Annotated in this window: 21 protein-coding genes; 12 read left to right on the top strand and 9 right to left on the bottom strand. The window is 58.7% G+C overall.

What is annotated here, in order from left to right; genetic code table 11:
* Positions 1-78 precede the first annotated feature (78 nt).
* Complete coding sequence (locus ACTJKV_RS08135) at positions 79-825, top strand: SDR family oxidoreductase (RefSeq protein ID WP_274102219.1); 747 nt, start codon at positions 79-81, stop codon at positions 823-825.
* A gap of 24 nt (positions 826-849) precedes the next feature.
* Here ACTJKV_RS08135 and ACTJKV_RS08140 read toward each other — a convergent pair whose 3' ends face one another.
* Complete coding sequence (locus tag ACTJKV_RS08140; RefSeq protein WP_274102220.1) at positions 850-1410, bottom strand: GNAT family N-acetyltransferase; 561 nt, start codon at positions 1408-1410, stop codon at positions 850-852.
* Complete coding sequence (serB, locus tag ACTJKV_RS08145; protein WP_274102221.1) at positions 1407-2297, bottom strand: phosphoserine phosphatase SerB; 891 nt, start codon at positions 2295-2297, stop codon at positions 1407-1409. The genes ACTJKV_RS08140 and serB overlap by 4 nt, the downstream gene beginning before the upstream one ends.
* Between serB and miaA the strand changes: the two genes are divergently transcribed.
* Complete coding sequence (gene miaA, locus ACTJKV_RS08150) at positions 2296-3192, top strand: tRNA (adenosine(37)-N6)-dimethylallyltransferase MiaA (RefSeq protein WP_274102222.1); 897 nt, start codon at positions 2296-2298, stop codon at positions 3190-3192. The genes serB and miaA overlap by 2 nt on opposite strands.
* A 174-nt stretch (positions 3193-3366) precedes the next feature.
* Here the strand turns inward: miaA and ACTJKV_RS08155 are convergent, their stop codons facing one another.
* Positions 3367-5325, bottom strand: coding sequence for an ATP-binding protein (locus ACTJKV_RS08155; protein WP_274102223.1), 1959 nt, complete (start codon positions 5323-5325; stop codon positions 3367-3369).
* A gap of 387 nt (positions 5326-5712) precedes the next feature.
* On the opposite strand from ACTJKV_RS08155, the gene ACTJKV_RS08160 reads away from it, so the two are divergent.
* The 3 genes from ACTJKV_RS08160 (at position 5713) to ACTJKV_RS08170 (ending at position 10487) form a co-directional block, all read left to right on the top strand.
* The gene (locus ACTJKV_RS08160) at positions 5713-7506 is read left to right on the top strand and encodes an acetolactate synthase 3 large subunit (protein ID WP_113261702.1); all 1794 of its coding nucleotides are present in this window, start codon (positions 5713-5715) and stop codon (positions 7504-7506) included.
* Between the two features lie 21 nt (positions 7507-7527).
* Entirely contained in the window at positions 7528-8100 is a 573-nt protein-coding gene (gene ilvN, locus ACTJKV_RS08165; protein ID WP_062426570.1) for an acetolactate synthase small subunit, read from the top strand.
* A 464-nt stretch (positions 8101-8564) separates the two neighbouring features.
* Entirely contained in the window at positions 8565-10487 is a 1923-nt protein-coding gene (locus ACTJKV_RS08170; protein ID WP_440598585.1) for a methyl-accepting chemotaxis protein, read from the top strand.
* Positions 10488-10614: 127 nt separating this feature from the next.
* On the opposite strand, the gene ACTJKV_RS08175 is transcribed toward ACTJKV_RS08170, so the two are convergent.
* A complete protein-coding gene (locus ACTJKV_RS08175; RefSeq protein WP_440598586.1) occupies positions 10615-11460 on the bottom strand; it encodes an aldo/keto reductase in 846 nt (281 codons plus the stop codon).
* A 142-nt stretch (positions 11461-11602) separates the two neighbouring features.
* Between ACTJKV_RS08175 and ACTJKV_RS08180 the strand changes: the two genes are divergently transcribed.
* Complete coding sequence (locus tag ACTJKV_RS08180) at positions 11603-12196, top strand: LysE family translocator (protein ID WP_440598587.1); 594 nt, start codon at positions 11603-11605, stop codon at positions 12194-12196.
* Positions 12197-12224: 28 nt separating this feature from the next.
* On the opposite strand, the gene ACTJKV_RS08185 is transcribed toward ACTJKV_RS08180, so the two are convergent.
* Together ACTJKV_RS08185 and ACTJKV_RS08190 are read right to left on the bottom strand one after the other, a co-directional pair.
* Positions 12225-12710: a DUF2269 family protein gene (locus ACTJKV_RS08185; protein ID WP_440598588.1), complete on the bottom strand. Its 486-nt coding sequence runs from the start codon at positions 12708-12710 to the stop codon at positions 12225-12227.
* 4 nt (positions 12711-12714) lie between these two features.
* Positions 12715-13995, bottom strand: a complete 1281-nt coding sequence (locus ACTJKV_RS08190; RefSeq protein ID WP_440598589.1) for an SDR family oxidoreductase — start codon at positions 13993-13995, stop codon at positions 12715-12717.
* Positions 13996-14134: 139 nt separating this feature from the next.
* Between ACTJKV_RS08190 and ACTJKV_RS08195 the strand changes: the two genes are divergently transcribed.
* On the top strand, positions 14135-15262 hold the full coding sequence (locus ACTJKV_RS08195; RefSeq protein WP_062426576.1) for an ATP-dependent DNA helicase: 1128 nt from the start codon (positions 14135-14137) through the stop codon (positions 15260-15262).
* Between the two features lie 25 nt (positions 15263-15287).
* Here the strand turns inward: ACTJKV_RS08195 and ACTJKV_RS08200 are convergent, their stop codons facing one another.
* Positions 15288-16052 carry a MerR family transcriptional regulator gene (locus tag ACTJKV_RS08200; RefSeq protein ID WP_207773716.1) on the bottom strand — a complete coding sequence of 255 codons (765 nt, stop codon included), beginning with the start codon at positions 16050-16052 and terminating at the stop codon, positions 15288-15290.
* Positions 16053-16299: 247 nt separating this feature from the next.
* On the opposite strand from ACTJKV_RS08200, the gene ACTJKV_RS08205 reads away from it, so the two are divergent.
* Both ACTJKV_RS08205 and ACTJKV_RS08210 read left to right on the top strand, forming a co-directional pair.
* The gene (locus ACTJKV_RS08205) at positions 16300-17055 is read left to right on the top strand and encodes a pyridoxine 5'-phosphate synthase (RefSeq protein ID WP_440598590.1); all 756 of its coding nucleotides are present in this window, start codon (positions 16300-16302) and stop codon (positions 17053-17055) included.
* 82 nt (positions 17056-17137) lie between these two features.
* A complete protein-coding gene (locus tag ACTJKV_RS08210) occupies positions 17138-18424 on the top strand; it encodes an NAD(P)/FAD-dependent oxidoreductase (RefSeq protein WP_440598591.1) in 1287 nt (428 codons plus the stop codon).
* A 63-nt stretch (positions 18425-18487) separates the two neighbouring features.
* Here the strand turns inward: ACTJKV_RS08210 and ACTJKV_RS08215 are convergent, their stop codons facing one another.
* Positions 18488-19534, bottom strand: a complete 1047-nt coding sequence (locus ACTJKV_RS08215) for an NAD(P)-dependent alcohol dehydrogenase (RefSeq protein ID WP_111846987.1) — start codon at positions 19532-19534, stop codon at positions 18488-18490.
* A 186-nt stretch (positions 19535-19720) separates the two neighbouring features.
* On the opposite strand from ACTJKV_RS08215, the gene ACTJKV_RS08220 reads away from it, so the two are divergent.
* The gene (locus ACTJKV_RS08220; RefSeq protein ID WP_113175813.1) at positions 19721-20635 is read left to right on the top strand and encodes an AraC family transcriptional regulator; all 915 of its coding nucleotides are present in this window, start codon (positions 19721-19723) and stop codon (positions 20633-20635) included.
* 51 nt (positions 20636-20686) lie between these two features.
* On the opposite strand, the gene ACTJKV_RS08225 is transcribed toward ACTJKV_RS08220, so the two are convergent.
* Positions 20687-21574, bottom strand: a complete 888-nt coding sequence (locus ACTJKV_RS08225; RefSeq protein ID WP_274102279.1) for an SDR family oxidoreductase — start codon at positions 21572-21574, stop codon at positions 20687-20689.
* A gap of 110 nt (positions 21575-21684) precedes the next feature.
* Between ACTJKV_RS08225 and ACTJKV_RS08230 the strand changes: the two genes are divergently transcribed.
* Both ACTJKV_RS08230 and ACTJKV_RS08235 read left to right on the top strand, forming a co-directional pair.
* Complete coding sequence (locus ACTJKV_RS08230) at positions 21685-22113, top strand: winged helix-turn-helix transcriptional regulator (protein ID WP_274102230.1); 429 nt, start codon at positions 21685-21687, stop codon at positions 22111-22113.
* A gap of 155 nt (positions 22114-22268) precedes the next feature.
* A complete protein-coding gene (locus ACTJKV_RS08235) occupies positions 22269-22922 on the top strand; it encodes a TetR/AcrR family transcriptional regulator (RefSeq protein WP_274102280.1) in 654 nt (217 codons plus the stop codon).
* The last annotated feature ends 38 nt before the right edge of the window (positions 22923-22960 follow it).

Genomic DNA, 22960 nt, shown 5'->3' on the forward strand with positions numbered 1-22960 from the left:
CGCAAGTGCATGAAACGGGTGGCTGTCAATCAAGCTGCCCTCTAACCCTTGGCTTTCATTAAATGGAGGCCCAAGGCTGTGACACTGCTGAATAACAAAGTCGCAATTATCACTGGCGCATCATCCGGTATTGGCCGGGCGACCGCGCTGCTCTTCGCCGCAGAAGGTGCTGCGGTCGTCATCAATGCGCGTGGCGAGCAGGCGCTGAATGAGGTTGCCGAAACAATTGCCGATCTGGGCGGCCGGGTGCATGCGGTGGTCGGCGATGTCGGACTTGCGCAGACCCATGAGCGATTGGTTCAGGCGGCGGATCTGTTCGGTGGTCTTGATATTGCCGTCAACAATGCAGGCGCTGTGGGCGCGATCAAGCCGCTTGCCGAACTTTCGCTCGAAGAATGGCATCACACATTGAACGCCAATCTGACCTCAGCCTTTCTCGGTACCCGTTTCCAGGTGCCATCGATGTTGGCGCGCGGCGGCGGGGCGATTGTCTTCACCTCCAGCTTTGTCGGCACGAGTGTTGGCCTGCCCGGAATGGCCGCCTATGGCGCGGCAAAGGCGGCGCTCATGGGACTGGTGAAAGGTCTGACCGCCGACTATGCCGCGAAAGGCATTCGCGCCAATGCCTTGCTGCCCGGTGGCGTGGATACGGCAATGGCTGGAGACGACGCACAAAAAGAATGGGCCGCTAGTCTTCACGCGTTGAAGCGCATCGCAAACCCTGAGGAATTGGCGCAGGCAGCGCTCTTCCTGGCAAGTCCGATGGCGAGCTTCGTTGCCGGATCCGCCCTGTATGCCGATGGTGGTAATGCTGCGGTCAAATGAAATGTTCGGCGGCGGCATGGGATGTTATCGCGCGCGCCATTCCTCAAGCGTCAGCGCATAGGTGACGTGGGGTCTGAGATGCGGATGTGTCTCTTCCGGCACGCGCGGATGATCGAAATCGCGTGAGGGGTCACGTTTCAAACCGATGCGCTTCATCACCGCGGTGGAGCGATGGTTATTGTGGACGGCGAAAGAGACGATCTCTGTAAGGCGCTTGTCGTCGAATGCCATGGCCAGCAGCGCTTTCGCCGCCTCCGTCACGTAGCCCTTTCCCCAGTATCGGGTGGCAAGCCGCCAGCCGATTTCCATGGTGCCGGGCGCAAAGACGTCGTCGACCGTAACGGGGGCAACGCCGCAAAAGCCCATGGGCTCGCCGGTCTCGCGATTTTCCATGGCATAAAAACCGAAGCCGGTGGCGTGGATCATGGCGTTGATCCGCTCCATCATGGCGTCGGATTCTTCATCGCTTCGACGAACGGCAAAGAACTCCATCACCTCGGGATCGGCATTGATCTCGCGGAAGAGAGTGCGGTCGCTGTCCTTCCAGTCGCGCAGGATGAGGCGCGGTGTACCGTGGATGATCATACGGTAACGAAATCCGACTTGCGATAGCCCTGGAGATAAAGAAGGGCGGTCAGATCGCCGTGATCGATGCGGATCTTTGCTTCGGCTGCGACGGCAGGCTTGGCATGAAGTGCCACGCCGCTGCCGGCAAGGTGAAGCATGCCGAGATCGTTTGCGCCATCGCCAACGGCCAGCGCATCTTCCGGTGAAATACCAAGCGTGTCGGCAATGTCGATCAGGGCATCGACCTTGGCCTGCTTGCCGAGGATGGGTTCGGCCACGGTGCCGTCCAATTGTCCGTCCTGCTCACCCAGAATGTTGGCACGATTTTCCTGGAAACCGATCATGTCCGCGACACGTGTCGTGAACACCGTGAAGCCGCCGGAAACGAGCGCGGTATAGTAGCCCTTCGCCCTCATCGTCGCCACGAGTTCCTTGCCACCGGGGGTCAGCGTGATGCGCTTTTCAATCACCTCATCGATGACAGAGACGGGCAGGCCCTTCAGCAGCGCGACGCGCTCGCGCAGTGCGGGCTCGAAAGCGATCTCGCCATTCATTGCACGCGCGGTGATCGCCGAGACCTTGTCCTTCAATCCAACCTCGGCAGCCAGTTCATCAATGCATTCCTGGCCGATCATCGTGGAATCCATATCGGCGATCAGGATTTTCTTACGGCGGGTGTCCTGATCCTGAATGACGATATCGATCGGCAGGCCGGCTATCGTGGAGGACAGCGTCTTGCGCGCGGCGTCCGTATCGGCGCCTTGCGGCAGCACGATATCGCAGGCAACACCGTCTGCCAGCCAATAGAGCCCGGACGCGCCAACGGCCTGCGCCGCAGTTTCCCCAAGGGCTGCGGCAAGAACAGGATTTGACGGATTGGCGATAAGCGTGGCAACGAAAGCCATGATGAAAAACCTTGATGAACCATTTGATGCGATCCTGATAACCGGCCCGACGGCAAGCGGCAAGTCCGCGCTTGCGCTTCGTCTTGCGCGCGAACACGGCGGCGTCGTCATCAATGCAGACAGCATGCAGGTTTACGACACGCTACAAGTGCTGACGGCCCGCCCTTCAGTGGAGGAGATGGAGGGGGTGCCGCATTATCTTTACGGGCACGTCCCCGCCAACGCGCTCTATTCGACGGGTGAATGGCTGCGAGACATAACGTCACGTCTCGATGAGGTAAGGGGGAAAGGGCAGCTCCCCGTGATCGTGGGAGGCACCGGGCTCTACTTCAAGGCGCTGACCGGCGGGTTGTCGGACATGCCGGCGATCCCTGCGGATATCCGGGAAGGGTATCGGCAGCGGCTGTTGGACGAGGGAAGTGCTGATCTCTACCGCGAACTGGAAGCCCGAGATCCGGAGATGGCAGGGACGCTGATGCCGACGGATGGCCAACGGATCGTGCGAGCACTGGAGGTTTTCGAAACGACCGGGCAATCGATCCGGTTGTTTCAGACTGCAACTGGTCCGATGATCGTCAATTCCGATCGTGCGCGCAAGATCGTGGTTCTGCCGGAGCGCAGCGTTTTGCATGATCGCATCAACCGCCGTTTTGCCGGTATGATGCAAAGCGGTGCGGTGGAGGAGGTCAAGGCGCTTCTTGCTCTTGCGCTTCCCGCAGACTCGACTGCGATGAAGGCCATCGGCGTATCGCAGATTGCCGAGATGCTGGACGGTCGCATGAGTGAGGCCGAGGTCATCGAGAAAGCCGCAGCTGCGACCCGTCAATATGCCAAGCGGCAAATGACCTGGTTTCGCAACCAGATGGGGCCGGACTGGCAGCGCATCATCCCGTGACCGTCTTACAGCATCGGCCCGAAAGTCGGAATCGATTTTCTGAAAGCACGATGCGTCGATCAAAGAAGATAGAGCGTGTCGCGATCTTTTAGATTCGCTTCCTGCGCTCTAGGTCTTTGTTTTGTCGCATGTCGTTATCGCAAAACCGCTGCACAGTTTTGCGTGGACCATGCTTCAGTCCTTCTTGTAGAGGCTTCCCAAAGGTTTCTTCAGCAAGGTCTCGCGAATGGACGAGCGTGTCTCATTGGTGAAGAACGGGCGGGCGGTGTCCGGCGCTGGAGAGAGTGGTGGCTCCGGTTCCGGCTTCGATGTTGTGGCTTTGTTGATACGCGGAAGCATGTCGGGGCGGTAGGGTTCGCAGTCGCCTCCGATGGTCTCGGACGAGTCATAGGTCCAGCCCCCCATCTCGATCTCGCCGACATCCTTGGCAACCGTCGCCTCATAGCTTTGCCGGAAGCCGGAGATATCCGGGCCCGAGATTGCGCGCATCCTTTTGACGATGGAGCGCAGGTCCACATTGTCCGGCACATCTTCATGGTGGTGGCTGATGATGCCATTTGCCTTTGGCAGCATGTGCGGCGGCAGGCGGTTGAAGCGCATACGCATCGGCACGTTGATCGCTTCGCCGAAGGCAATCGCTTCGCCATTGCCAAGCGAGGACAGGAAGCTGATCGTCGACGTTGACGAGTTCGAAATCGCCGAGCGGATGATCTCCTGGTCGTTGTCGTTGGACAGGCGCATGGCAAAGACCGTGGAGCACTGCGACAGGATTGTCTGGTCGAGTTCACCGGGGCGCTGCGTGATGATGCCTAGCGAGACGCCGTATTTGCGGCCTTCCTTGGCGATGCGGGCGATGGCCTGGCGCGTTGGGAAGAAGCCAAGTCCCGGATTGGCCGGAACGTAGCGGTGCGCCTCTTCGCAGACCACCAGCGTATGGATCGAGCCTTGACCCCAAAGCGCCAATTCGAAGGCCATGCGGCAAAGAACTGAGGCGACGGAGTTGACGACTTCAGACGGGATGCCCGCAAGTTGGAATACCGAAATCGGCTTGCCATCTCCCGGCACGCGGAAGATATGCGCCACCGTCTCCATGATCGTGTCACTGATGGTGCTGTTGGAGAACATGAAGTGGTAGCGCGGATCGTTGATCGCCGCCATGATGCGTAGCTTGAGAGTGCGAAGGACAGGCTTTTCTCCGCGCCCCTCCAGCCGTCCGATGCGCTCGTCTATCAGCGCCAGAAGATCGGCAATACGGTATGGGACCGGCGTGTCGGCGGTCAGTGCGGTTTTTTCCGAGGCACGACGCATGGTCGACGCGTCTGTTCCGCGAAAAGCGCGCTTGGCTTCCGGGATGAGATCGCGCAGCACATCCAATTCGTCGGCAGGCGGCTCTTGCCCACGAAACAGCACTTCTGTGAACTCTTCGAGCTTCATAAGCCAGAAGGGCAGATCCAGCGTATCGGTGTCGATGACGACGGAGGTGTTGGGAAAGGCCGCGGCAAATTCATTATGCGGATCGAGGACCAGCACCCGCAGCTTGGGGTCCTTCTCGATGGCCTTGTTGAGAAGCAGAGTGACGGCTGTCGTTTTGCCGACGCCGGTGGAGCCGACCACGGCGAAGTGCTTGGAGAGCATTTCCGGAATATTGACGATGGCATCGACGCTCTGATCCTGGCTCAGTTGACCGATGATGCAGCTGCCTCTCGCGCTATTCTCATAGATGCGGACGAGGTCGCTGGAGCGGATGCGGTGCGCGATGGCGCCGAGATAGGGATAGCGGGTGATGCCGCTTGTAAATTGTTCGATGCCTTCTGGCGTGGAGTAGATTTCACCGAGCAGTTCGACATCGATGAGCAGCGTGTTCGGTTCGCCTTCGGACCAGAGCGGGCCATCGACATTCATGGCATAGGTGAGGGCCGCGACACGGGTTTCACCGAGATCGATGGAGATGAGGCGCCCGACCGACCACAACTGAGCAAAGCTTGGATTGGCGCTATCGGTGGTGACGGAGATTCTGGCTTTCGAGCCGCTGCAGAAGATCACGCGCCCGAGCATGCGGTTGCCCGCTGTCTGAGCGTCGCGGCGGTCGTGATTTCCAGCTTTCGCCGATGTCTGCAGATCTTCGTTAAGCACGTGTTGTCCCTGCCAGGTCGATGCCGATGTCTTCACAAGGCCGTCTTTTTCTTGTCGGCAGGTTATAGACCTTGTGGCTTTAACAAGTGGTGTAATGCCTGCGTATTTTTATTGCGTTGGCGGGCGGTCCGCGGCAATAAAGTTAAGAACCGGTGCATTTTCTCGGCATTTTGCGTTGACGCCAATCTGGTTTCTGTCTAACACTCCGCTCCATGAAAAATCTTAACGTACTTATCGTGGTGGGACGGCGCATGGGCAGGATGGTGTAACCATCCGGCGAAAGCACCCATGCGCTGAACGAGGCTCCTCTAGGGGCCTTTTTTTATGTCTCCACTTGGGCGGTCACGCCCAGCGATATCCAAAAGCCAAATCGGGATGGAACAGGCAATGACGGATAAGGATACTACGGACAACAGCAATCGCATGACCGGCGCGGAAATCGTTTTGCGCGCGCTCAAGGACAATGGCGTCGAGCATATTTTCGGCTATCCGGGCGGTGCAGTTCTCCCGATCTATGACGAGATTTTCCAGCAGGAAGAAATCCAGCACATCCTGGTTCGCCACGAACAGGGTGCCGGCCACGCTGCGGAAGGTTACGCACGCTCCACCGGCAAGGTTGGCGTCATGCTTGTTACGTCCGGCCCGGGTGCGACGAATGCGGTTACGCCGTTGCAGGATGCGCTGATGGACAGCATTCCGCTCGTCTGCATCTCCGGCCAGGTTCCCACCACGCTGATCGGCTCCGATGCCTTCCAGGAATGCGATACGGTGGGCATTACGCGCCCCTGCACCAAGCACAACTGGCTGGTCAAGGACGTCAACGAGCTGGCGGGCATCATTCATGAAGCCTTCCGCATCGCTCAGACGGGTCGCCCGGGCCCGGTCGTCGTCGACGTTCCGAAAGACATCCAGTTCGCCACCGGCACCTATACGCCGCCATCCGCTGCCATTCAGCAGAAGAGCTATACGCCGAAGGTTCAGGGCGATTTGAACGCCATCCACGCGGCGATCGAACTGATGTCGAAGGCGAGACGCCCGGTTTTCTATACCGGTGGCGGTGTCGTCAATTCCGGTCCCGAAGCCACCCGGCTGCTACGCGAGCTGGTCGAGCTGACCGGCTTCCCGATCACGTCCACCCTGATGGGTCTTGGCTCTTATCCGGCCTCCGGGGACAAGTGGCTGGGCATGCTCGGCATGCATGGTTCTTACGAAGCCAACATGACCATGCATGATTGTGACGTCATGGTCTGTATCGGCGCGCGTTTCGACGACCGTATTACCGGCCGGCTGAATGCCTTTTCGCCCAATTCCAAGAAGATCCACATCGATATCGATCCGTCCTCGATCAACAAGAATGTTCGCGTCGACGTTCCGATCATCGGCGATGTCGGTCGTGTTCTGGAAGATATGGTTCGTCTGTGGCGGGCACTGCCTGCCAAGCCCGAAAAGGCGCAGACGGCGGAGTGGCACAGCCAGATCGCACGCTGGCGGGCACGCAACTCCTTTGCCTACAAGAATTCCAACGACGTCATCATGCCGCAATATGCGCTGGAGCGTCTGTCGGAAGCGACCAAGGGGCACGATACCTACATCACCACCGAAGTCGGCCAGCACCAGATGTGGGCGGCACAGTTCCTCGGCTTCGAACAGCCGAACCGCTGGATGACCTCCGGTGGCCTTGGCACGATGGGTTACGGCTTCCCGGCCGCCATCGGCGTTCAGGTCGCTCATCCGGATGCGCTGGTCATCGACGTTGCCGGTGACGCCTCGATCCAGATGTGCATTCAGGAAATGTCCTGCGCCATCCAGTATAATCTGCCAGTCAAGATTTTCATTCTGAACAACCAGTATATGGGCATGGTCCGCCAGTGGCAGCAGCTGCTGCACGGCAACCGTCTCTCCAACTCCTATACCGAAGCGATGCCGGATTTCGTCAAGCTGGCGGAAGCCTATGGTGCCGTCGGCATGTATTGCGACAATCCGAAGGAGCTGGATGACAAGATTGCCGAGATGATTGCGGTGAAGAGGCCGGTGATCTTCGATTGCCGCGTTGCCAATCTCGCCAATTGCTTCCCGATGATCCCGTCTGGTAAGGCACATAACGAGATGCTGCTGCCAGATGAAGCAACGGACGAAGCCGTCGCCAATGCCATCGATGCCAAGGGCCGCCAGCTCGTTTAAGCGTGGGAAGAGGATAAAGACATGAACGCACACCTACAGCCCACCGGCTCCGCATACTTCATCCAGACGGAAACGGCGATGGTGGAAAACCACACGCTTTCCGTTCTCGTCAACAACGAGCCAGGCGTCCTCGCTCGCGTGATCGGCCTGTTCTCCGGCCGTGGCTACAACATTGAAAGCCTGACGGTTTCGGAGACCGAGCACGAGGCGCATCTGTCGCGCATCACCATCGTGACGCGCGGTACGCCCGGTGTCCTGGAGCAGATCAAGGCGCAGCTTGAGCGGATCGTTCCGGTTCACCGCGTGGTGGATCTGACGGTGCGTGCCCGCCAGGCCGGGCAGGAGCGTCCGATCGAACGCGAAGTGGCCCTTATCAAGGTCGCAGGACGCGGAGAAGATCGCGCGGAGACCTTGCGTCTTGCCGATGCCTTCCACGCCAAGGTGGTGGACGCGACGCTCGATCACTTCATTTTCGAGATCACCGGCAAGTCCTCCAAGATCGATCAGTTCGTTTCGATCATCAAGCCGCTCGGCCTGATCGAGATTTGCCGCACCGGCATTGCGGCGATGAACCGCGGTCCGGAGGGTATGTAAGCTCTTTTGCTTGTCGATCGAATGCTGAGGAAGGTCCCACTTCGTGGGGCCTTCTTTTTTGCTTGTTGCCTCGCCAGTCGGAGCGTGATGCGCCTAAGTCCCTGTCTGTCACGTGGTGGGCATCGCTCGAGCACGACCTGTCGCTGTGCGCCCTAAGATTTTCCGGTGTAAATATGGAGGGCAGAGCTCTGGTGTGAATGCAGGGCAGGCGAAGACCTGCTGCTGTTGCGCCGATGCTCCTCACGTTACGTAAACTTATGATGCATAACGGTTTTTCTTGAAATTTTTGGAGCAACGCGGGTCGATTAAACTTTTATACATTTGTTCTTTCGCATAGTGGCGGCCGTTCTTCGCGCCATGACGGTGCGTTTCATCATGACAGACAAAGCAATGATCCGTGGCCTCGGAGGGGTATCGGTCGGCGGTCGCTATTGTCATCTGCAGCCTGATTTAAGCGAGGACAAATGTCGTTTTTCGAGAACGCAAAAATTCGCACCAAGATACTGAGCCTGATACTCCCGGTTTCCCTGGTTGGTCTGGGGGGTGTGGGCGCTGTTGCTATCAACTACAAGAATGCCGACACCGCCTATTCCGACCTCATTTCAAAGAATAGCGCCGCCACGACTGAGCTATTTCGTGCTAATACATCTCTTGTGGCCCTAGGTTACGATACGACGCTTGGTTTATTGCAAGCGGAGCAAGGCCGTAAGCCAGCCGAAATCCAAGATGATTACAAGAAAGACGTTGGTGCGCTTTTTGCCAGGCTTGAGGCAGCGCCTAAGCTTCTTCCAGAAATCAACTCCTCCCTGTCTGACATCACCGATCGGGCACGCGCCATCGTGAAGGCCACTGATGAAGTCTGGGTGATGATGAAGAATGGCGATTTCCTGACCGCTCGCCGTAAGCTGACTGACGTCAACGCGCAAATTGCCGATTGGCGAGCCGATATCCGGGCGTTGAATGAGAATTCACTGAAGGAGGTCGTTGATCAGTCTAACACTCTGTCTGCCCTCACCAATTCCACCATACTTTACTCTCTTATTGCACTCGGGTTGCTGTTCTCATCCGCTGTAGCCATCTCATTGCTAGTATCGTCCCGTGGAATTACCGGCCCGATCGCTCGGCTTTCCACACGCATGGTCTCTCTCGCCGGTGGCGAGACGCGCGAAGAGATCGACGGAGTTGGTCGCAAGGACGAGGTTGGTCAGATGGCGCAAGCCGTTGCCGTCTTCCGCGAGAATGCACTTGAGCGCATCCGTCTTGAACAGGAAGCAGATGCCAATCGCAGCCTGTCGGAGAAGGAGCGCATTGCCCGCGACGAGCAGAAGGCCAGGGAAGCCGCAGACACGCAGTTTGCCGTCGACAATCTCGCCAACGGATTGTCACGCCTGTCGGATGGCGATGTCTCTTATCGCATCAGCCAGCCTTTCGTCGCCCATCTCGATACGGTTCGCGAGAACTTCAACGCCTCTGCCGAAAAGCTTCAGTCTGCTTTGACCCGCGTGGCCGAGAATGCCCGTGGTATCGATGCCGGTGCAAACGAGATCCGTGCCGCGGCAGACGATCTTGCCAAGCGCACCGAACAGCAGGCAGCCTCGGTCGAAGAAACCGCAGCGGCACTGGAAGAAATCACCACCACGGTGAAGGACTCCACCCGTCGCGCCCAGGAAGCCGGCCATCTGGTTGCCAAGGCCCGCACCGGTGCCGAACAGTCGGGTGAGGTCGTTCGCAAGGCTGTCGTTGCGATGGAGCGGATCGAGAAGTCGTCGGGTGAGATTTCCAACATCATCAGCGTCATCGATGAGATCGCCTTCCAGACCAACCTTCTGGCACTCAATGCCGGTGTCGAAGCTGCCCGTGCCGGTGAAGCGGGCAAGGGCTTTGCGGTCGTTGCCCAGGAAGTGCGTGAACTGGCACAGCGTTCTGCCAGTGCCGCCAAGGACATCAAGGGTCTGATCTCGACGTCCAACACGCAGGTTCAGGAAGGCGTTGAGCTTGTCGGTGAAACCGGCCGTGCGCTGGAAACCATCGTTGCCGAAGTGCAGGAGATCAACCGCCACGTCATGGCGATTGTGGAAGCGGCACAGGAGCAGTCCTCCGGTCTGCAGCAGATCAACACGGCTGTGAACCAGATGGACCAGGACACGCAGAAGAATGCGGCGATGGTGGAAGAGACGACGGCTGCCAGCCATGGTCTTGCCCGCGAAGCCTCTTCGCTGAACCAGCTTCTCGGTCAGTTCAAGCTGTCTGCCACCTTCGAAGCGCCGATCCGCGCCGCAACGCCTGCGGAGCGTCCGTCAGCGTCACCCGCCCGCGCGCTTGGCCGCAAGCTTGCAACCGCCTTCAGCGGCAATGCAGCCGTCAAGCAGGACTGGGAAGAGTTCTAAGAACACCCAAACGACGAGTTCAAATGATGAAGCCGGGCGTCAAGAACGCCCGGCTTTTTTGTTTCGTCTCTATGCTGCGAGCCTCAGAAATAGAATCCGCAAACGGCGCTAAGCCAATGAAATGGAATCACAACATCGCCAGTGACGTCTTTCTGGTCGGCGGCGGAAAAGCAGCATCGAGCGATGCCCAGTCCTCATCGCTGATATCGAGATCGGTAGCGCCGCGATTTTCCTCGACCCGCTCCGGCTTGGCGCTTTTGGGGATGGCGAGCACGCCGTCACGTTCCAGAAGGAAGGCGAGTGCCACCTGGGCCGGCGTTGCCTGATACGCCTTGGCGATGCGGATCAGTTCATGATTGTTGAGAATGCGCCCCTGTTCGATCGGGGAATAGGCCATGAGTGGCAGGCCCTTCTCCTGGCACCAGGGCAGAAGGTCATATTCCACGCCGCGCCGGGACAGGTTGTAAAGCACCTGGTTGACCGCGCAGTGGCGACCGTTCTCAACCTCGAACAATTCCTCCATGTCGTCCGTATCGAAATTCGACACGCCCCAGTCCCGGATCTTGCCGGACTGCTTCAACGTTTCAAATGCCGCGACCGTTTCCTCCAATGGGTGGGAGCCTCGCCAGTGGAGAAGGTAGAGATCCAGGTGATCGACACCGAGACGTTTCAGGCTGCGTTCGCAAGCCTCGATCGTTCCCGTCGCGCTGGCGTTGAAGGGATAGACCTTGCTGACGAGGAACACCTCGTCGCGCAGATCCGCAATTGCCTTCCCAACGATCTCTTCCGATCGCCCGTCGGCATACATTTCCGCCGTATCGACAACCGTCATGCCGACCTCGACCGCTTTGCGGATGCTTGCCACCTCCTGTGCCTCTTCGGCGTTGCTCTCGCCCATGTTCCAGGTGCCGATGCCGAGAGCGGGGATGTCTCTTCCCGAGGGTAGGGTCAGCGTTGGGATATCGTCATACATGAAGGCCTCCTCCTATGTTTCTCAAATAATAAACCAGAAGCGATCTCTCTCGATCCATCAAAACTTGTGCGACATGCCATTCATACCGACTGCTGGTTTTCCCCTTGGCTGGTGAATAGGATGACGCTTCAAGGGGATATTCATGACGATCGAGACTTTCATCGCGCTTCTGGTGTTTGCGTTCACCACATCGATCACGCCAGGGCCGAACAATATGATGCTGTTTGCGTCCGGAGTGAATTTCGGCTTTCGCCGGACTATTCCGCACATGCTTGGTATTGGCGTGGGTTTCCTGTCGTTGCTGATCGGTGTGGGGCTTGGACTTGGCGCACTGCTGCACTCGATCCCGGTGCTCTACACCGCTTTGAAATTTGCCGGCGGTGCCTATCTCGTCTGGATTGCTTGGAAGATTGGAACGTCTCGCAGCCTCGGTGACGGAAAGGTCGGTGCCAGGCCCATGACATTTTTCGGTGCGGCTGCGTTTCAGTGGGTCAACCCGAAAGCGTGGGTGATGGCAGTCGCTGCCATGGCAACCTACACGGATGAGAGCCAGTATATGCTGACGGTCCTGCTTGTCGGTCTTGCCTTTGCGGCTGTGAACCTTCCGAGCGTTTCGACGTGGGCAGGGTTCGGCTCTGTGCTGCGCGAATGGCTCTCCGTTCCGGTGCGGTTGAAATGGTTCAACATCACCATGGCGGTGCTGTTGGTACTCAGCCTCTGGCCGATGTTGAAGTGAAGCTCAAGGGCCTGCCAAGCTTCTCGCTTTACCCCAATCCGAAAGGAAGATCGGGCTTCGTCAGCATCAGCCAAACGATCGCGATGACAGCGAAGAAGGCCGGGTAGCCGCAGGCAAACCAGATTCGGTACAGTTTGAACCATCGAGGCGGAAGAGCCGAACCGGCATCTGCCGAGGCCCTGGCAATATCGCGCAGCCTGATCTGAATCCAGACGACCGGAAGCCAGAAGAGACCGACGAAGACGTAGAGTAGGAGCGAGAGCCAGACCCATCCTTGCGTCAGCGGCCAGCCTATCAGGCGTGCCAGAAGATAGCCGGTGATCGGTTGAAGGATGGCGGCCGTTGCCGTGAAGATGGTATCGGCGATCACCACCGTTCCTGCAACATGGGCAATCAGCGTCGGGTTCTCGGTGCGACGCGCCATGACCATGAAGAAGGCGATGCCCGCCCCGGTTCCGAGCAGCACCGTGGCGCCGATGACATGAGCGAGGCGGAGCATGTCTTCCAGCGTCATGCGCCTACCGTTCTTCCAGCGTCGCCAACGCCGCGAGAGTGAGAACGATCGATGGCAGCACCTTCACAAGCGGCCCGAGCGGATCGAGCCAGAGCGACGGCTCAAGGACCGTTGCACCAAGAAGATAGAATGCCGTCAGCAACAGCATTCCTTGCATTGCCCTTCTGGAAAAGCGCTTGATAAGGACGGCGACGCCAAGCGTGATATCGAGCACGCAGGTCGCAAGTGTGAGGGCGGTGGCCGCAGAGGGTGGCAGGAGGATTAGGAAGTGGCTTGCAGCACCCTCGAGATTTGTCAGCGGAACGAGGCCGGACAGCAGCCAGAAGAGCGACAGGCAAAGAATGACGATTGGTTTCAGCAGATAGAGGCGAGCGAACCAGAGGTCCTGCACGGCAGATGGATGACGCGCCAGCGTCTCGGCGGCCGTTGCGACCGAGAGCGTGTTTGTCTGCGCTTGGGTTGACACGCCTTCCGACATCACCGCCATGGCCGTGGATCGAAGCGGCGAGCGCCAGCCGAGATAGCCTGCGAGATCCGCCAACATGCTGACAGGCTTGGCTATGGCGGGTGAGAGGGAGAGAAACTTTGCAGGTGGAAGGCCGAGCCATTGGCGATGGAGCGCAACGAGGTCTTTCAGCGTCACGGTCTCATCGGCTGCCAGGTGCAGGTCGCTTCCCGGCGCGATATGGCCACTGACGGCGCGCGATACCGCCGAGGCGACATCGTTGACCGAGACCACGCGAACGGGGCTCTCCGCATGCGCGAGAGGAACGACGCGGGGCAGACCAGCGAGTGCCCGAATGAGTGCTGTGCCGCCATGGGCGTTGCGACCGATGACGAGGGCTGGGCGGAAGATGACATGCGGCAAACCACTCGCGGCAAGGGCTTCGTCGGCGCCGCGTTTGGTCGCCAGGAACGGCAAGTTTGCAGCGGTGCCGGAGGTTTGCGCGGAAATTTGTATGACGAGCCTGCCGCGTGCCAGAATGCAGGCTTCATAGAGCGCCAGCATCGCGTCCAGCTGCGTGGCAGAGAGATTGTCTGCCAAACCATCTTGAAGCGCACCCGCGCAATTGACGATGACCTCATGGTCCGCCACCAGTTCTGTCCAACTTTCGGCATCCTTCATCCGCGCAAGATTACCATCGATCCAGTTGGCGAGGGGGAATTTCCGGCGGGCCGTGACGGTATTGCGCGCCAGACCGGTGACGACATGGCCGTCATTGTGCAACCTGCGAAGAATGTCCGAGCCGATGAAGCCGCTTGCACCAAGAATCAATATCTTCATGCATCTATCTAATCAAATGTGACGTGGGATGCCATCGCCTGCCCCTGCCAGTTGCGTCTTCCCGTCGCTTCCGGGCGGAACATTCTTCTTTCGTTCTTTTTCTGTTGCGCTTGCGGCTCGAATCCTGCGAAGAGGATGGATGCAATTTTCTCCGCAACAGGATGAAGCCCTCAAGGCTGTTTCGCGCTGGTTGAAGGAAGGCCGTTCGCCGGTATTCCGTCTCTTCGGCTATGCCGGCACGGGCAAGACCACGCTCGCCAAGCACTTTGCCGAGCATGTCGATGGCGAGGTACTGTTTGCCGCGTTTACCGGCAAGGCCGCGCAGGTTCTGCGTTCGCGTGGCGCTTCCAATGCCCGCACCATCCACTCGCTGATCTACCGGCCGCGTGGCGAAGAAGCCGTCGAGGACGAGGAAACCGGTAAGACATCGATTGCGCCGATGTTCACCATCAATCGCCAAAGCCCGCTTGCCAAGGCCGCGCTCATCATCATCGATGAATGCTCGATGGTGGATGAACAGCTCGGCAAGGACCTGATGAGCTTCGGCACGCCTGTTCTGGTGCTGGGCGATCCCGGACAGTTGCCGCCGGTTTCAGGCGGTGGTTACTTCACCGAGCAGGAGCCGGATTATCTGCTGTCGGAGATCCATCGTCAGGCAAAGGACAACCCGATTATCCAGCTTGCCATGGATGTGCGAGAGGGACGTGAAATCATGCGCGGCGACTACGGCACTGCGCAGGTGATTTCCAAGTCGGAGGTGACCCAGTCTCTAGTGCTGGACGCGGATCAGGTTCTGGTCGGGACCAACCGGACGCGCAAGCGCTACAATCAGCGTCTTCGCGAGTTGAAGGGCTTTTCGGCGGAATATCCGCAATCCGGCGACAAGTTGGTATGCCTGCGCAACGATCCTGCGAAGGGCCTGCTCAACGGGTCCCTCTGGCAGGTGATGAGTTCATCTCGGGAGACGGTCAAGCCGGGCATCAATCTGATGATCAGGCCGGAAGACGACGATATGGATCGCGGTGCGGCGAAGATCAAATTGCTTAAAGCGGCCTTCGAGGAGACGGATACGGAAATTCCGTGGTCCACGCGCAAGCGCTATGATGAGTTCGACTACGGCTATGCGCTGACGGTGCACAAGGCGCAGGGTTCGCAGTGGAACAATGTCGTGCTCTTTGATGAAAGCTACGCGTTTCGCGACACGCGCGAACGCTGGCTTTACACTGCAGTGACCCGCGCGGCGGAGACACTGACCATCGTCCGGTAGGTTTTGTTGGGCTTATCAGTGCGTTTCAGTGCTCGATGATGCCCATTGTCAGCGCTTTTGCGACCACCTGAAAGCGGTTGTTCACGCCGAACTTCCCAAGAAGGCCTTCTTCCAGCCCGCTCAGTTCATCTGCAGACATGCCGAGGGTGCGGCTGAGGCGTGTCGATGAATAGCCTTCCGCCATCAATTCGAGGCAGTACTTTTCCTGCTCCGTCAGATTGGAAACCGTGTCGTAGACAGGCTCGGGATAGGTCTCGTCGGACACGTCCATCAGGTTGCTGATCTGGTCGATCTGGCGATGAACGGTGGATATCTCCAGCGTCAATTCGCGCTTGCGGGTTTCAAGCGCAGTCTGGAAAATGTCGTCTGCTGCTTCCTGGGATGGGGCATGATCAAGCTTGCCCATGATCTCCTGAATGACCGCAACCGCAACGCCGATATCGCGCAGCAGGTTGATGACGGCCATGCGGCGAACGTCCTGGTGCGAATAGATGCGCATCAGCCCCATGCGGCGGGAGGAGAGGATCTTCTTCTCTTCATAAAAATGCAGGGTTCTGTGCGTGACCCCGAACAGATTTGCCATGTCTGCAATGACGACGGGCTCGGGCGGGAGGGAGGATGGGACCTTGACGTCTGGTAGAAAGCCCTTCGAGATCTTCGATCCCGGCGCTGCGGTTGTCTCGGTTACCTTTTTCATGGATTTTCTGCTCCATGACCCGGTGGTGAGAACGACCGTATCGCGGCCATCCTGGCCCGGCATGGTCATATCCCGGACATCCAGCTCCGGCATGGCGGCTGCGCCCATATCAGTAGCGAAAGCGGCGTCTAAACTCAAATCGATATGAGAGTCTTCTAATGAAAATGATTGCGTCATGTCGGTCCCCGATCCTTAGGGGCGAAAATGCGCGCGCGCGAAGATGGTTCCACGAAAATCTCGATTTTTTTTGGTGGCTTGCAAAATGATGCGATAAGGGGAGAGATGACGTCCGATCGGGGTCGTCATGCAGCGCCCTCCACCATGAACGCCGGGGAATGAGATGCCGACCAAACTGTCCGTCAATTTGAACGCGATTGCCATGCTGCGTAACCGGCGCGACTTGCCCTGGCCGGATGTGGCGTCATTCGGCCGTATTGCGCTGCAGGCGGGGGCCAGCGGACTGACGGTTCATCCACGACCGGACCAGCGCCACATCCGCTTTCTGGACCTGCCACTGCTTCGGGCGTTGATCGATGACGAGTTTCCGCAAGCCGAATTCAACATGGAAGGCTATCCCACCGAGGACTTCCTTCTGCTTTGCGAAGAAAATGAGCCGGAGCAGGTGACGCTGGTACCGGACGATCCATCGCAGGCGACCTCCGATCATGGTTGGGATTTTCGAAAGCATGGTGATTTTCTCAAGCATGTCACCTCTCGTCTCAAGGCAGGCGGCATGCGGGTGTCGCTCTTCGCCGACGGCGATGCAGACCGTTCCGTCATGGAACTGGCAGCGGCCACGGGCGCTGCGCGTATCGAGCTTTACACCGGTCCCTATGGCGGCTGTTACGATAACCCGGAAGCGGCTGCGCACTGGATTGAGAAACTCGGACAGACGGCTGATTTTGCGAAGGAATTCGGACTTGACGTCAATGCCGGACACGATCTTACCGTGGACAATCTTCCGGCACTGGTGAAGCGCATTCCTCATCTTGCTGAGGTATCGATCGGCCACGGCCTGACGGCAGATGCTCTCGAATACGGCATGGCCGAAACGGTTCGGCGTTTTTGCCGGGCCTGCGGTCAGGCTATTTCATAACTCACGTCAATTTTTGCCCCTACAATGAAACCGCGTACAACCTGCGCGGTTTGATTTTCTGATTGTAATGAGGGCAAGTCTTATGCAGGAACATCATGTCGTCGTCGTTGGGGGAGGCTTCGGCGGGCTACAAACTGTCCATGGTCTGAAGGGTGTGCCGACACGGATCACCCTGATCGATCGCCGCAACCATCATCTCTTTCAGCCGCTTCTTTATCAGGTCGCAACGACGGCACTCTCGACATCGGAGATCGCCTGGCCCATCCGCCACCTGTTTCGCGACAGGCCTGAAGTCTCGACCGTGCTTGCCGAGGTGTCGGGCGTTGATCGGACCAATCGCACCGTTCATCTCACTCATGGCGAGACGGTCTCCTTCGATACGCTGGTGCTCGCGACCGGTGCGCGCCATGCCTATTTCGGCAATGACGCCTGGGAAAAACATGCCCCTGGTCTGAAGACCTTGGAGGATGCGACGACCATCCGCAGGCGTCTGCTTCTTGCCTTCGAGCGTGCCGAGCTGGAAAAGACGGAGGAGGTCAAGCAGGCCTATCTCACCTTCGTCGTCATCGGCGCGGGTCCCACTGGCGTCGAAATGGCGGGCATGATCGCCGATCTTGCCAAGAAGGTTCTGCCGCCGGAGTTTCGCAACATCGATACGCGCAAGACGCGCATCATCCTCGTCGAGGCGGGCAAGCGCGTGCTGCCTGCTTTCACCGAGGAGCTATCGGAGTACAGCAAACGCGCGCTGGACAAACTCGGCGTCGAAGTGATGCTCGGAACGCCCGTCTCGGATTGCACCGAAGAGGGCGTCAAGGTCGGCGATCATTTCATTCCCGCACGGACCATCATCTGGGGTGCTGGCGTACAGGCCTCTCCGGCTGCGCAATGGCTCGGTGTCAAGGCGGACCGCGCCGGGCGCACCGAGGTTGGTCCTCATCTCCACATTCCAGAGGACCCGAACATCTTCGTCATCGGCGATACGGCATCCGTTCAGCAGGCAGACGGCAAGACGGTGCCTGGCATCGCGCCTGCGGCCAAGCAACAGGGAGACCATGTCGCCAAGCTCATCAAGGCGCGACTGACGGGGAAGGCGGAGCCCGCGCCGTTCAAATATGTGCATAAGGGGAACCTTGCCACGATCGGCAAGCGAGCTGCGGTCATCGATTTCGGCAAGATCAAGCTGAAGGGCGTCATCGCCTGGTGGATATGGGGCCTTGCCCATATCTACTTCCTCATCGGCACACGCTCGAGGCTCGCCGTCGCCTGGAGTTGGCTGTGGATCTACCTCAGCGGCCAGCACAGTGCGCGTTTGATTACCCAGCGTGACACGCTGAAGGATGAGGCGCAGCCTGTGGGAAAGACTCTCTAACGAAAAGAGGCGGGTCCTGATCAGGCCCCGCCTCGGTTTTGTCTACGTGCTGTGACGCTTGGATCAGGCGTCGAGCGTCGCCATGTCGATGACGAAGCGATAGCGCACATCGCTCTTGAGTACGCGCTCATAGGCCTCGTTGACGTCCTTGATGTCGATCTTCTCGATCTCGGAGACGATGTTGTGTTCACCGCAGAAATCCAGCATTTCCTGGGTTTCCTTGATCGAACCGATCATCGAGCCGGACAGGCTCTTGCGGCCTGGGATCAACGAGAAGGCGTGGACGGGAATGGCGTTTTCAGGTGCGCCGACCACCACCATCGAGCCATTGACCTTGAGCAGGCCGAGATAGGCGTTCCAGTCGATTTCTGCCGATACGGTGCAGATGATGAGATCGAAGGTGCCGGCGAGCTTCTCGAAGGTCGAGGCATCGCTCGTCGCGTAGTAGTCCTTCGCACCGAGCTTCATGCCGTCTTCCTTCTTGGAAAGCGACTGAGACAGCACGGTGACATCCGCGCCCATGGCTGCACCGATCTTCACGCCCATATGGCCAAGACCACCCATGCCGACGATGGCGACCTTCTTGCCGGGACCGGCGTTCCAGTGCTTGAGCGGCGAATAGAGCGTGATGCCGGCGCAGAGAAGCGGCGCAGAGGCGTCGAGCGGCAGGTTGTCCGGAATGGAAAGCACATAGCCTTCCTTGACGACGATGTGGTCGGAGTAACCGCCCTGGGTCGCCGTCTTGCCATCGCGCTCGACCGAGTTGTAGGTCTGGACGAGGCCCGGCATGTATTGCTCGTTATCGACGTCACGGCTGGCGCAGCCAACGCAGCTATCGACGAAGCAGCCGACACCGACATGATCGCCAACCTTGAAGCGGGTCACCTTGGAGCCGACGGCCGTCACGACACCAGCAATCTCGTGACCGGGGACGATCGGATAGACCGCATTCTTCCATTCGTTGCGAACAGTATGAATGTCCGAATGGCAGATGCCTGCATATTTGATGTCGATGACGACATCGTCCTCGTTCGGCTCGCGGCGCTCGAAGGTGAACGGCGTAAGCGGCTTGGATGCGTCTGTTGCAGCATAACCTCTTGCAGTGGCCATCTGAAGTTCCTTTCAACTGTGGAATGGGATGGTCGATCATGCGCCCGGAACACGAAAGAGCGTTAGAGCGATCCTCCAAGCTTCTTGCATAATTCTACAAAATTGCGGTGGGCCCTCTTTGCGAAGAGGGGAAGGCATTTTAGATATGCCCCAACGGAATTGCCGTTTGCCCCAAGGTTTTCGCCCATGACGCTGCCTTTCAGCCCTTACCAGGAAATCGTCTCGATTGCCGCGCGCTATGCCAAGGCCGAGGGGGAAGTGACGACCGACATCGATGCCTTGCGGCTCAGCAAACGCTCAAGCCCGAGCGCGCCTTGCCACGGCAGCTATCATCCCTGTTTTGCCATGGTCATTCAGGGCGCCAAGAGCCTACAACTCGGCACCGACACCATCAATTACGGGGCAGGGGATTACCTGCTGACCTCGTTCGATCTGCCGGTGGCGTGGCGTGTGGTGGAGGCAAGCCAGGAAGTGCCGCATTTTTGCATTTCGATTGCGATCAACAGTGAGAAGCTCCTCGACGTGATGAGCCGGGCGCAGATCGCTCGCCCGCCCACGGCCGTCCTCAGCCAGCGCGGCATCGTGGTGAATGCCGCAACGCCTGAGCTTCTGGATGCGACGACGCGGCTTTTGCGCTTGCTTGATCGTCCAGCTGATATTCCTGCCATGGCGCCCTTGATCGAGCAGGAGATTCTCTACCGCATTCTCACAGGGCCAGCAGGTGGGCAGTTGATGAGCATTCTGGCGGCAGACAGCCATGGCAACCGGATTGCCCGTGCGATCGCATGGCTTCGTGAGAACTACGCCCGCCCGATCCGTATCGAGGATGTGGCAGAACGGGTCGGCATGAGCGTCTCTTCCTTCCACCAGCATTTCAAGGCGGTGACGGCGATGACGCCGGTGCAGTATCAGAAGCAGTTGCGCCTCCACGAGGCGCGCCGACTGATGCTGTTGGAACGGCTGGACGCGGGCACCGCCAGTCACCGTGTGGGCTACCAGAGCCCTTCGCAGTTCAGCCGGGAATATGCCCGCGTCTATGGACTGTCGCCAGCGCGCGATGTGGAAGCGTCGCGTGAGAGCATGAGCACCGCTGCAGAGTGATCCGGCTTCCCATACCCCGGCTCTGCGCCGGAGTATGAGTGGCTAAAAGGGTTAGCCGATCAGAGCGGCTTTGTGGGCCTTGAAGAACTCCGCGGAGGTCTGCGGCTTCTTGCCCGTCAGCGTTTCGTAGTCATCGGTCAGGATTTCGAAGTTGCCGGCTGCGATATTGGCATCCGCCGAGGCCAGCATTGCAGCGACAAAACCGGGAAGGCCGGCACCTTCGATGCCCTTCTTCAGATCGTCAGGCGAAACCTTGACCGCTGTGAGCGGCTTGCCGGTCGCTTCGGAGACCAAAGCGGCAATCTGGTCTGCATCGAGCAGTTCCGGTCCCGTCAGCGTGTAGGTCTTGTTTTCCGCCTTGCCCTTGGCGAGAGCGGCTGCGGCTGCGCGAGCGCAGTCATCCCGCGAGATGTTGGAGACCTTGCCGTTGCCCGATGCCGTGAACCACTGACCACCTGCCAGATTATGCGGCATGCCGTGAAGGTAATTGTCGAGATACCAGGCATTGCGGATGATCGTGTAGGGAAGGCCGCTTGCCTTGACAGCCTCTTCCGTTCCCAGATGGTCAGGGGCAAAGGTGACGAGCGATTTGTCCGGGTTCGGCATCGAGGTGTAGGCAAGATGCTTGACGCCTGCCTTGGTCGCGGCGGCAACGGCTGCCTTGTGCTGCGTCAGGCGTTGGCCGGGAACGGCGAGAGCGTCGGTGGAAATGATGAGCAGCGTGTCGATCCCCTGAAATGCTGTCTCAAGCGAGGATGCATCGTCGAAATCGGCAGCGCGTGTCTCCACACCCTGTGCGGCGAGACCGGCGAGCTTGCTCGTATCGCGGCTGGCGGCAACGATGCTGGCCGCCGGAACCTCATAGGTTTCCAGCAGATGATGGATGATGGCCTGGCCGAGATGACCAGAGGCGCCGGTCACGAGAATCTTGCTCATAATGTCTGTCCTTTGTTGGTCTCAAAAAGAGAGTAGCTCTAAAATAAGAATTGACCGGGTGCTGTAAAGAAGGCATTTCTGACGCCCTACGTTACCAGAAGGGAACCACCGCCATGGGCGCGACAGTCTCACGGTTGAAGCCAACAGCAACGAGTGCTTCCGCGCAGGTCTCAGCGCCTCTTCCAGATTTCGCCAATCTCGATTTCGACAACTGCCCCGTGCGCGATCTGCTCAATCATATCGGCGGTAAATGGTCGACGCTGCTGTTGCAGGCGCTCGCCGAGCGCCCCTATCGCTTCGGTGAATTGCGGCGCATGGTGCCCGATATCTCACAACGGATGCTGACCCAGACGCTGCGTGATCTGCAGCGTGATGGCTATATTCACCGCGAGGTGTTTCCGACCAAGCCGCCCAGCGTGGAATATAGCATGACGCCGCTCGGGCGGTCGCTTTATCTGCCCTTGTCGCAGGTCATCAATTGGGCACTCGATCATCATGATGCGGTGAAGCAGGCGCGCGTGACGTTCGACGCCACGGCGTAACCCTTTGTGCCATATATAAATTTCAGCGGACCTTATATTGCGGCGCGTCAATTCGCACCACGGGTTCAAGAATCCTCTTGACCCTGAGAAGCGCTCCGCTTAAATGTCGCTCGAACCGTACCGTACGGTACATAATTGAGAGTGGAGTGGACAAGGTGAGGACCGATCCGATCACAGCGCAGGAATTTTCGCCGCGACAGAACGCCGTTCTGGAGCAGGCATTGCGTCTTCTGGTCGAGGGTGGAGAAAAAGCGCTGACGACGTCCGGTCTGGCACGCGCTGCCAATTGCTCCAAGGAAAGCCTCTACAAGTGGTTTGGCGACCGCGATGGTCTTCTGGCGGCCATGATCAGCTTCCAGCAGAGCAAGGTCCGCACCTTTGAGAAGGCTGGCGATCGCGTCACCGCGCCGCAGCTTGTCGATCACCTCGAAGTCTTTGCCCATGATCTGCTCGACGTTCTGGCGGGCGACGTGTCGCTGGCGCTCAACCGTCTGGCCATCGGGCAGGCGAGCCGCGATGGCTCGAAGCTCGGCAATCTTCTGCTGGAACGTGGCCGCCGTCAGATCGACAAGCGTGCCCGTGGTCTGATCGAAGCCGGTCGCCGTTGCGGCTACCTGCGCTTTGACGATCTGGAAGATGCCTATCGCAGTTTTTACGGCCTGATCGTTTCCGATCTGCATGTGCGCATGCTGCTCGGTGAGGCGCAGACCAAGGATTTTTCTGCCCGGGCACGGAAGGCGGTTGCCGCCTTCCTGACGCTTTACGGGACAGAAAAGGTACATTCGGAAAAGGGCGGGAAAACCGCCTGAGCTCCGGTTCAATCATCTGGTTTTGAATAGGGAAGGAC

Source organism: Agrobacterium sp. 22117 (genome assembly GCF_052045735.1).
Taxonomy (GTDB): domain Bacteria; phylum Pseudomonadota; class Alphaproteobacteria; order Rhizobiales; family Rhizobiaceae; genus Agrobacterium; species Agrobacterium cavarae.

Coding starts and splice junctions, on each gene's coding strand:
- ACTJKV_RS08230 (WP_274102230.1), top strand. CDS start 21,685: ATGGGCGCGACAGTCTCACGGTTGAAGCCAACAGCAACGAGTGCTTCC.
- ACTJKV_RS08215 (WP_111846987.1), bottom strand. CDS start 19,534: ATGGCCACTGCAAGAGGTTATGCTGCAACAGACGCATCCAAGCCGCTT.
- ACTJKV_RS08160 (WP_113261702.1), top strand. CDS start 5,713: ATGACGGATAAGGATACTACGGACAACAGCAATCGCATGACCGGCGCG.
- ACTJKV_RS08180 (WP_440598587.1), top strand. CDS start 11,603: ATGACGATCGAGACTTTCATCGCGCTTCTGGTGTTTGCGTTCACCACA.
- ACTJKV_RS08200 (WP_207773716.1), bottom strand. CDS start 16,052: ATGCCGGAGCTGGATGTCCGGGATATGACCATGCCGGGCCAGGATGGC.
- ACTJKV_RS08185 (WP_440598588.1), bottom strand. CDS start 12,710: ATGACGCTGGAAGACATGCTCCGCCTCGCTCATGTCATCGGCGCCACG.
- serB (WP_274102221.1), bottom strand. CDS start 2,297: ATGGCTTTCGTTGCCACGCTTATCGCCAATCCGTCAAATCCTGTTCTT.
- ACTJKV_RS08140 (WP_274102220.1), bottom strand. CDS start 1,410: ATGATCATCCACGGTACACCGCGCCTCATCCTGCGCGACTGGAAGGAC.
- ACTJKV_RS08175 (WP_440598586.1), bottom strand. CDS start 11,460: ATGTATGACGATATCCCAACGCTGACCCTACCCTCGGGAAGAGACATC.
- ACTJKV_RS08205 (WP_440598590.1), top strand. CDS start 16,300: ATGCCGACCAAACTGTCCGTCAATTTGAACGCGATTGCCATGCTGCGT.
- miaA (WP_274102222.1), top strand. CDS start 2,296: ATGATGAAAAACCTTGATGAACCATTTGATGCGATCCTGATAACCGGC.
- ilvN (WP_062426570.1), top strand. CDS start 7,528: ATGAACGCACACCTACAGCCCACCGGCTCCGCATACTTCATCCAGACG.
- ACTJKV_RS08220 (WP_113175813.1), top strand. CDS start 19,721: ATGACGCTGCCTTTCAGCCCTTACCAGGAAATCGTCTCGATTGCCGCG.
- ACTJKV_RS08170 (WP_440598585.1), top strand. CDS start 8,565: ATGTCGTTTTTCGAGAACGCAAAAATTCGCACCAAGATACTGAGCCTG.
- ACTJKV_RS08190 (WP_440598589.1), bottom strand. CDS start 13,995: ATGAAGATATTGATTCTTGGTGCAAGCGGCTTCATCGGCTCGGACATT.
- ACTJKV_RS08210 (WP_440598591.1), top strand. CDS start 17,138: ATGCAGGAACATCATGTCGTCGTCGTTGGGGGAGGCTTCGGCGGGCTA.
- ACTJKV_RS08195 (WP_062426576.1), top strand. CDS start 14,135: ATGCAATTTTCTCCGCAACAGGATGAAGCCCTCAAGGCTGTTTCGCGC.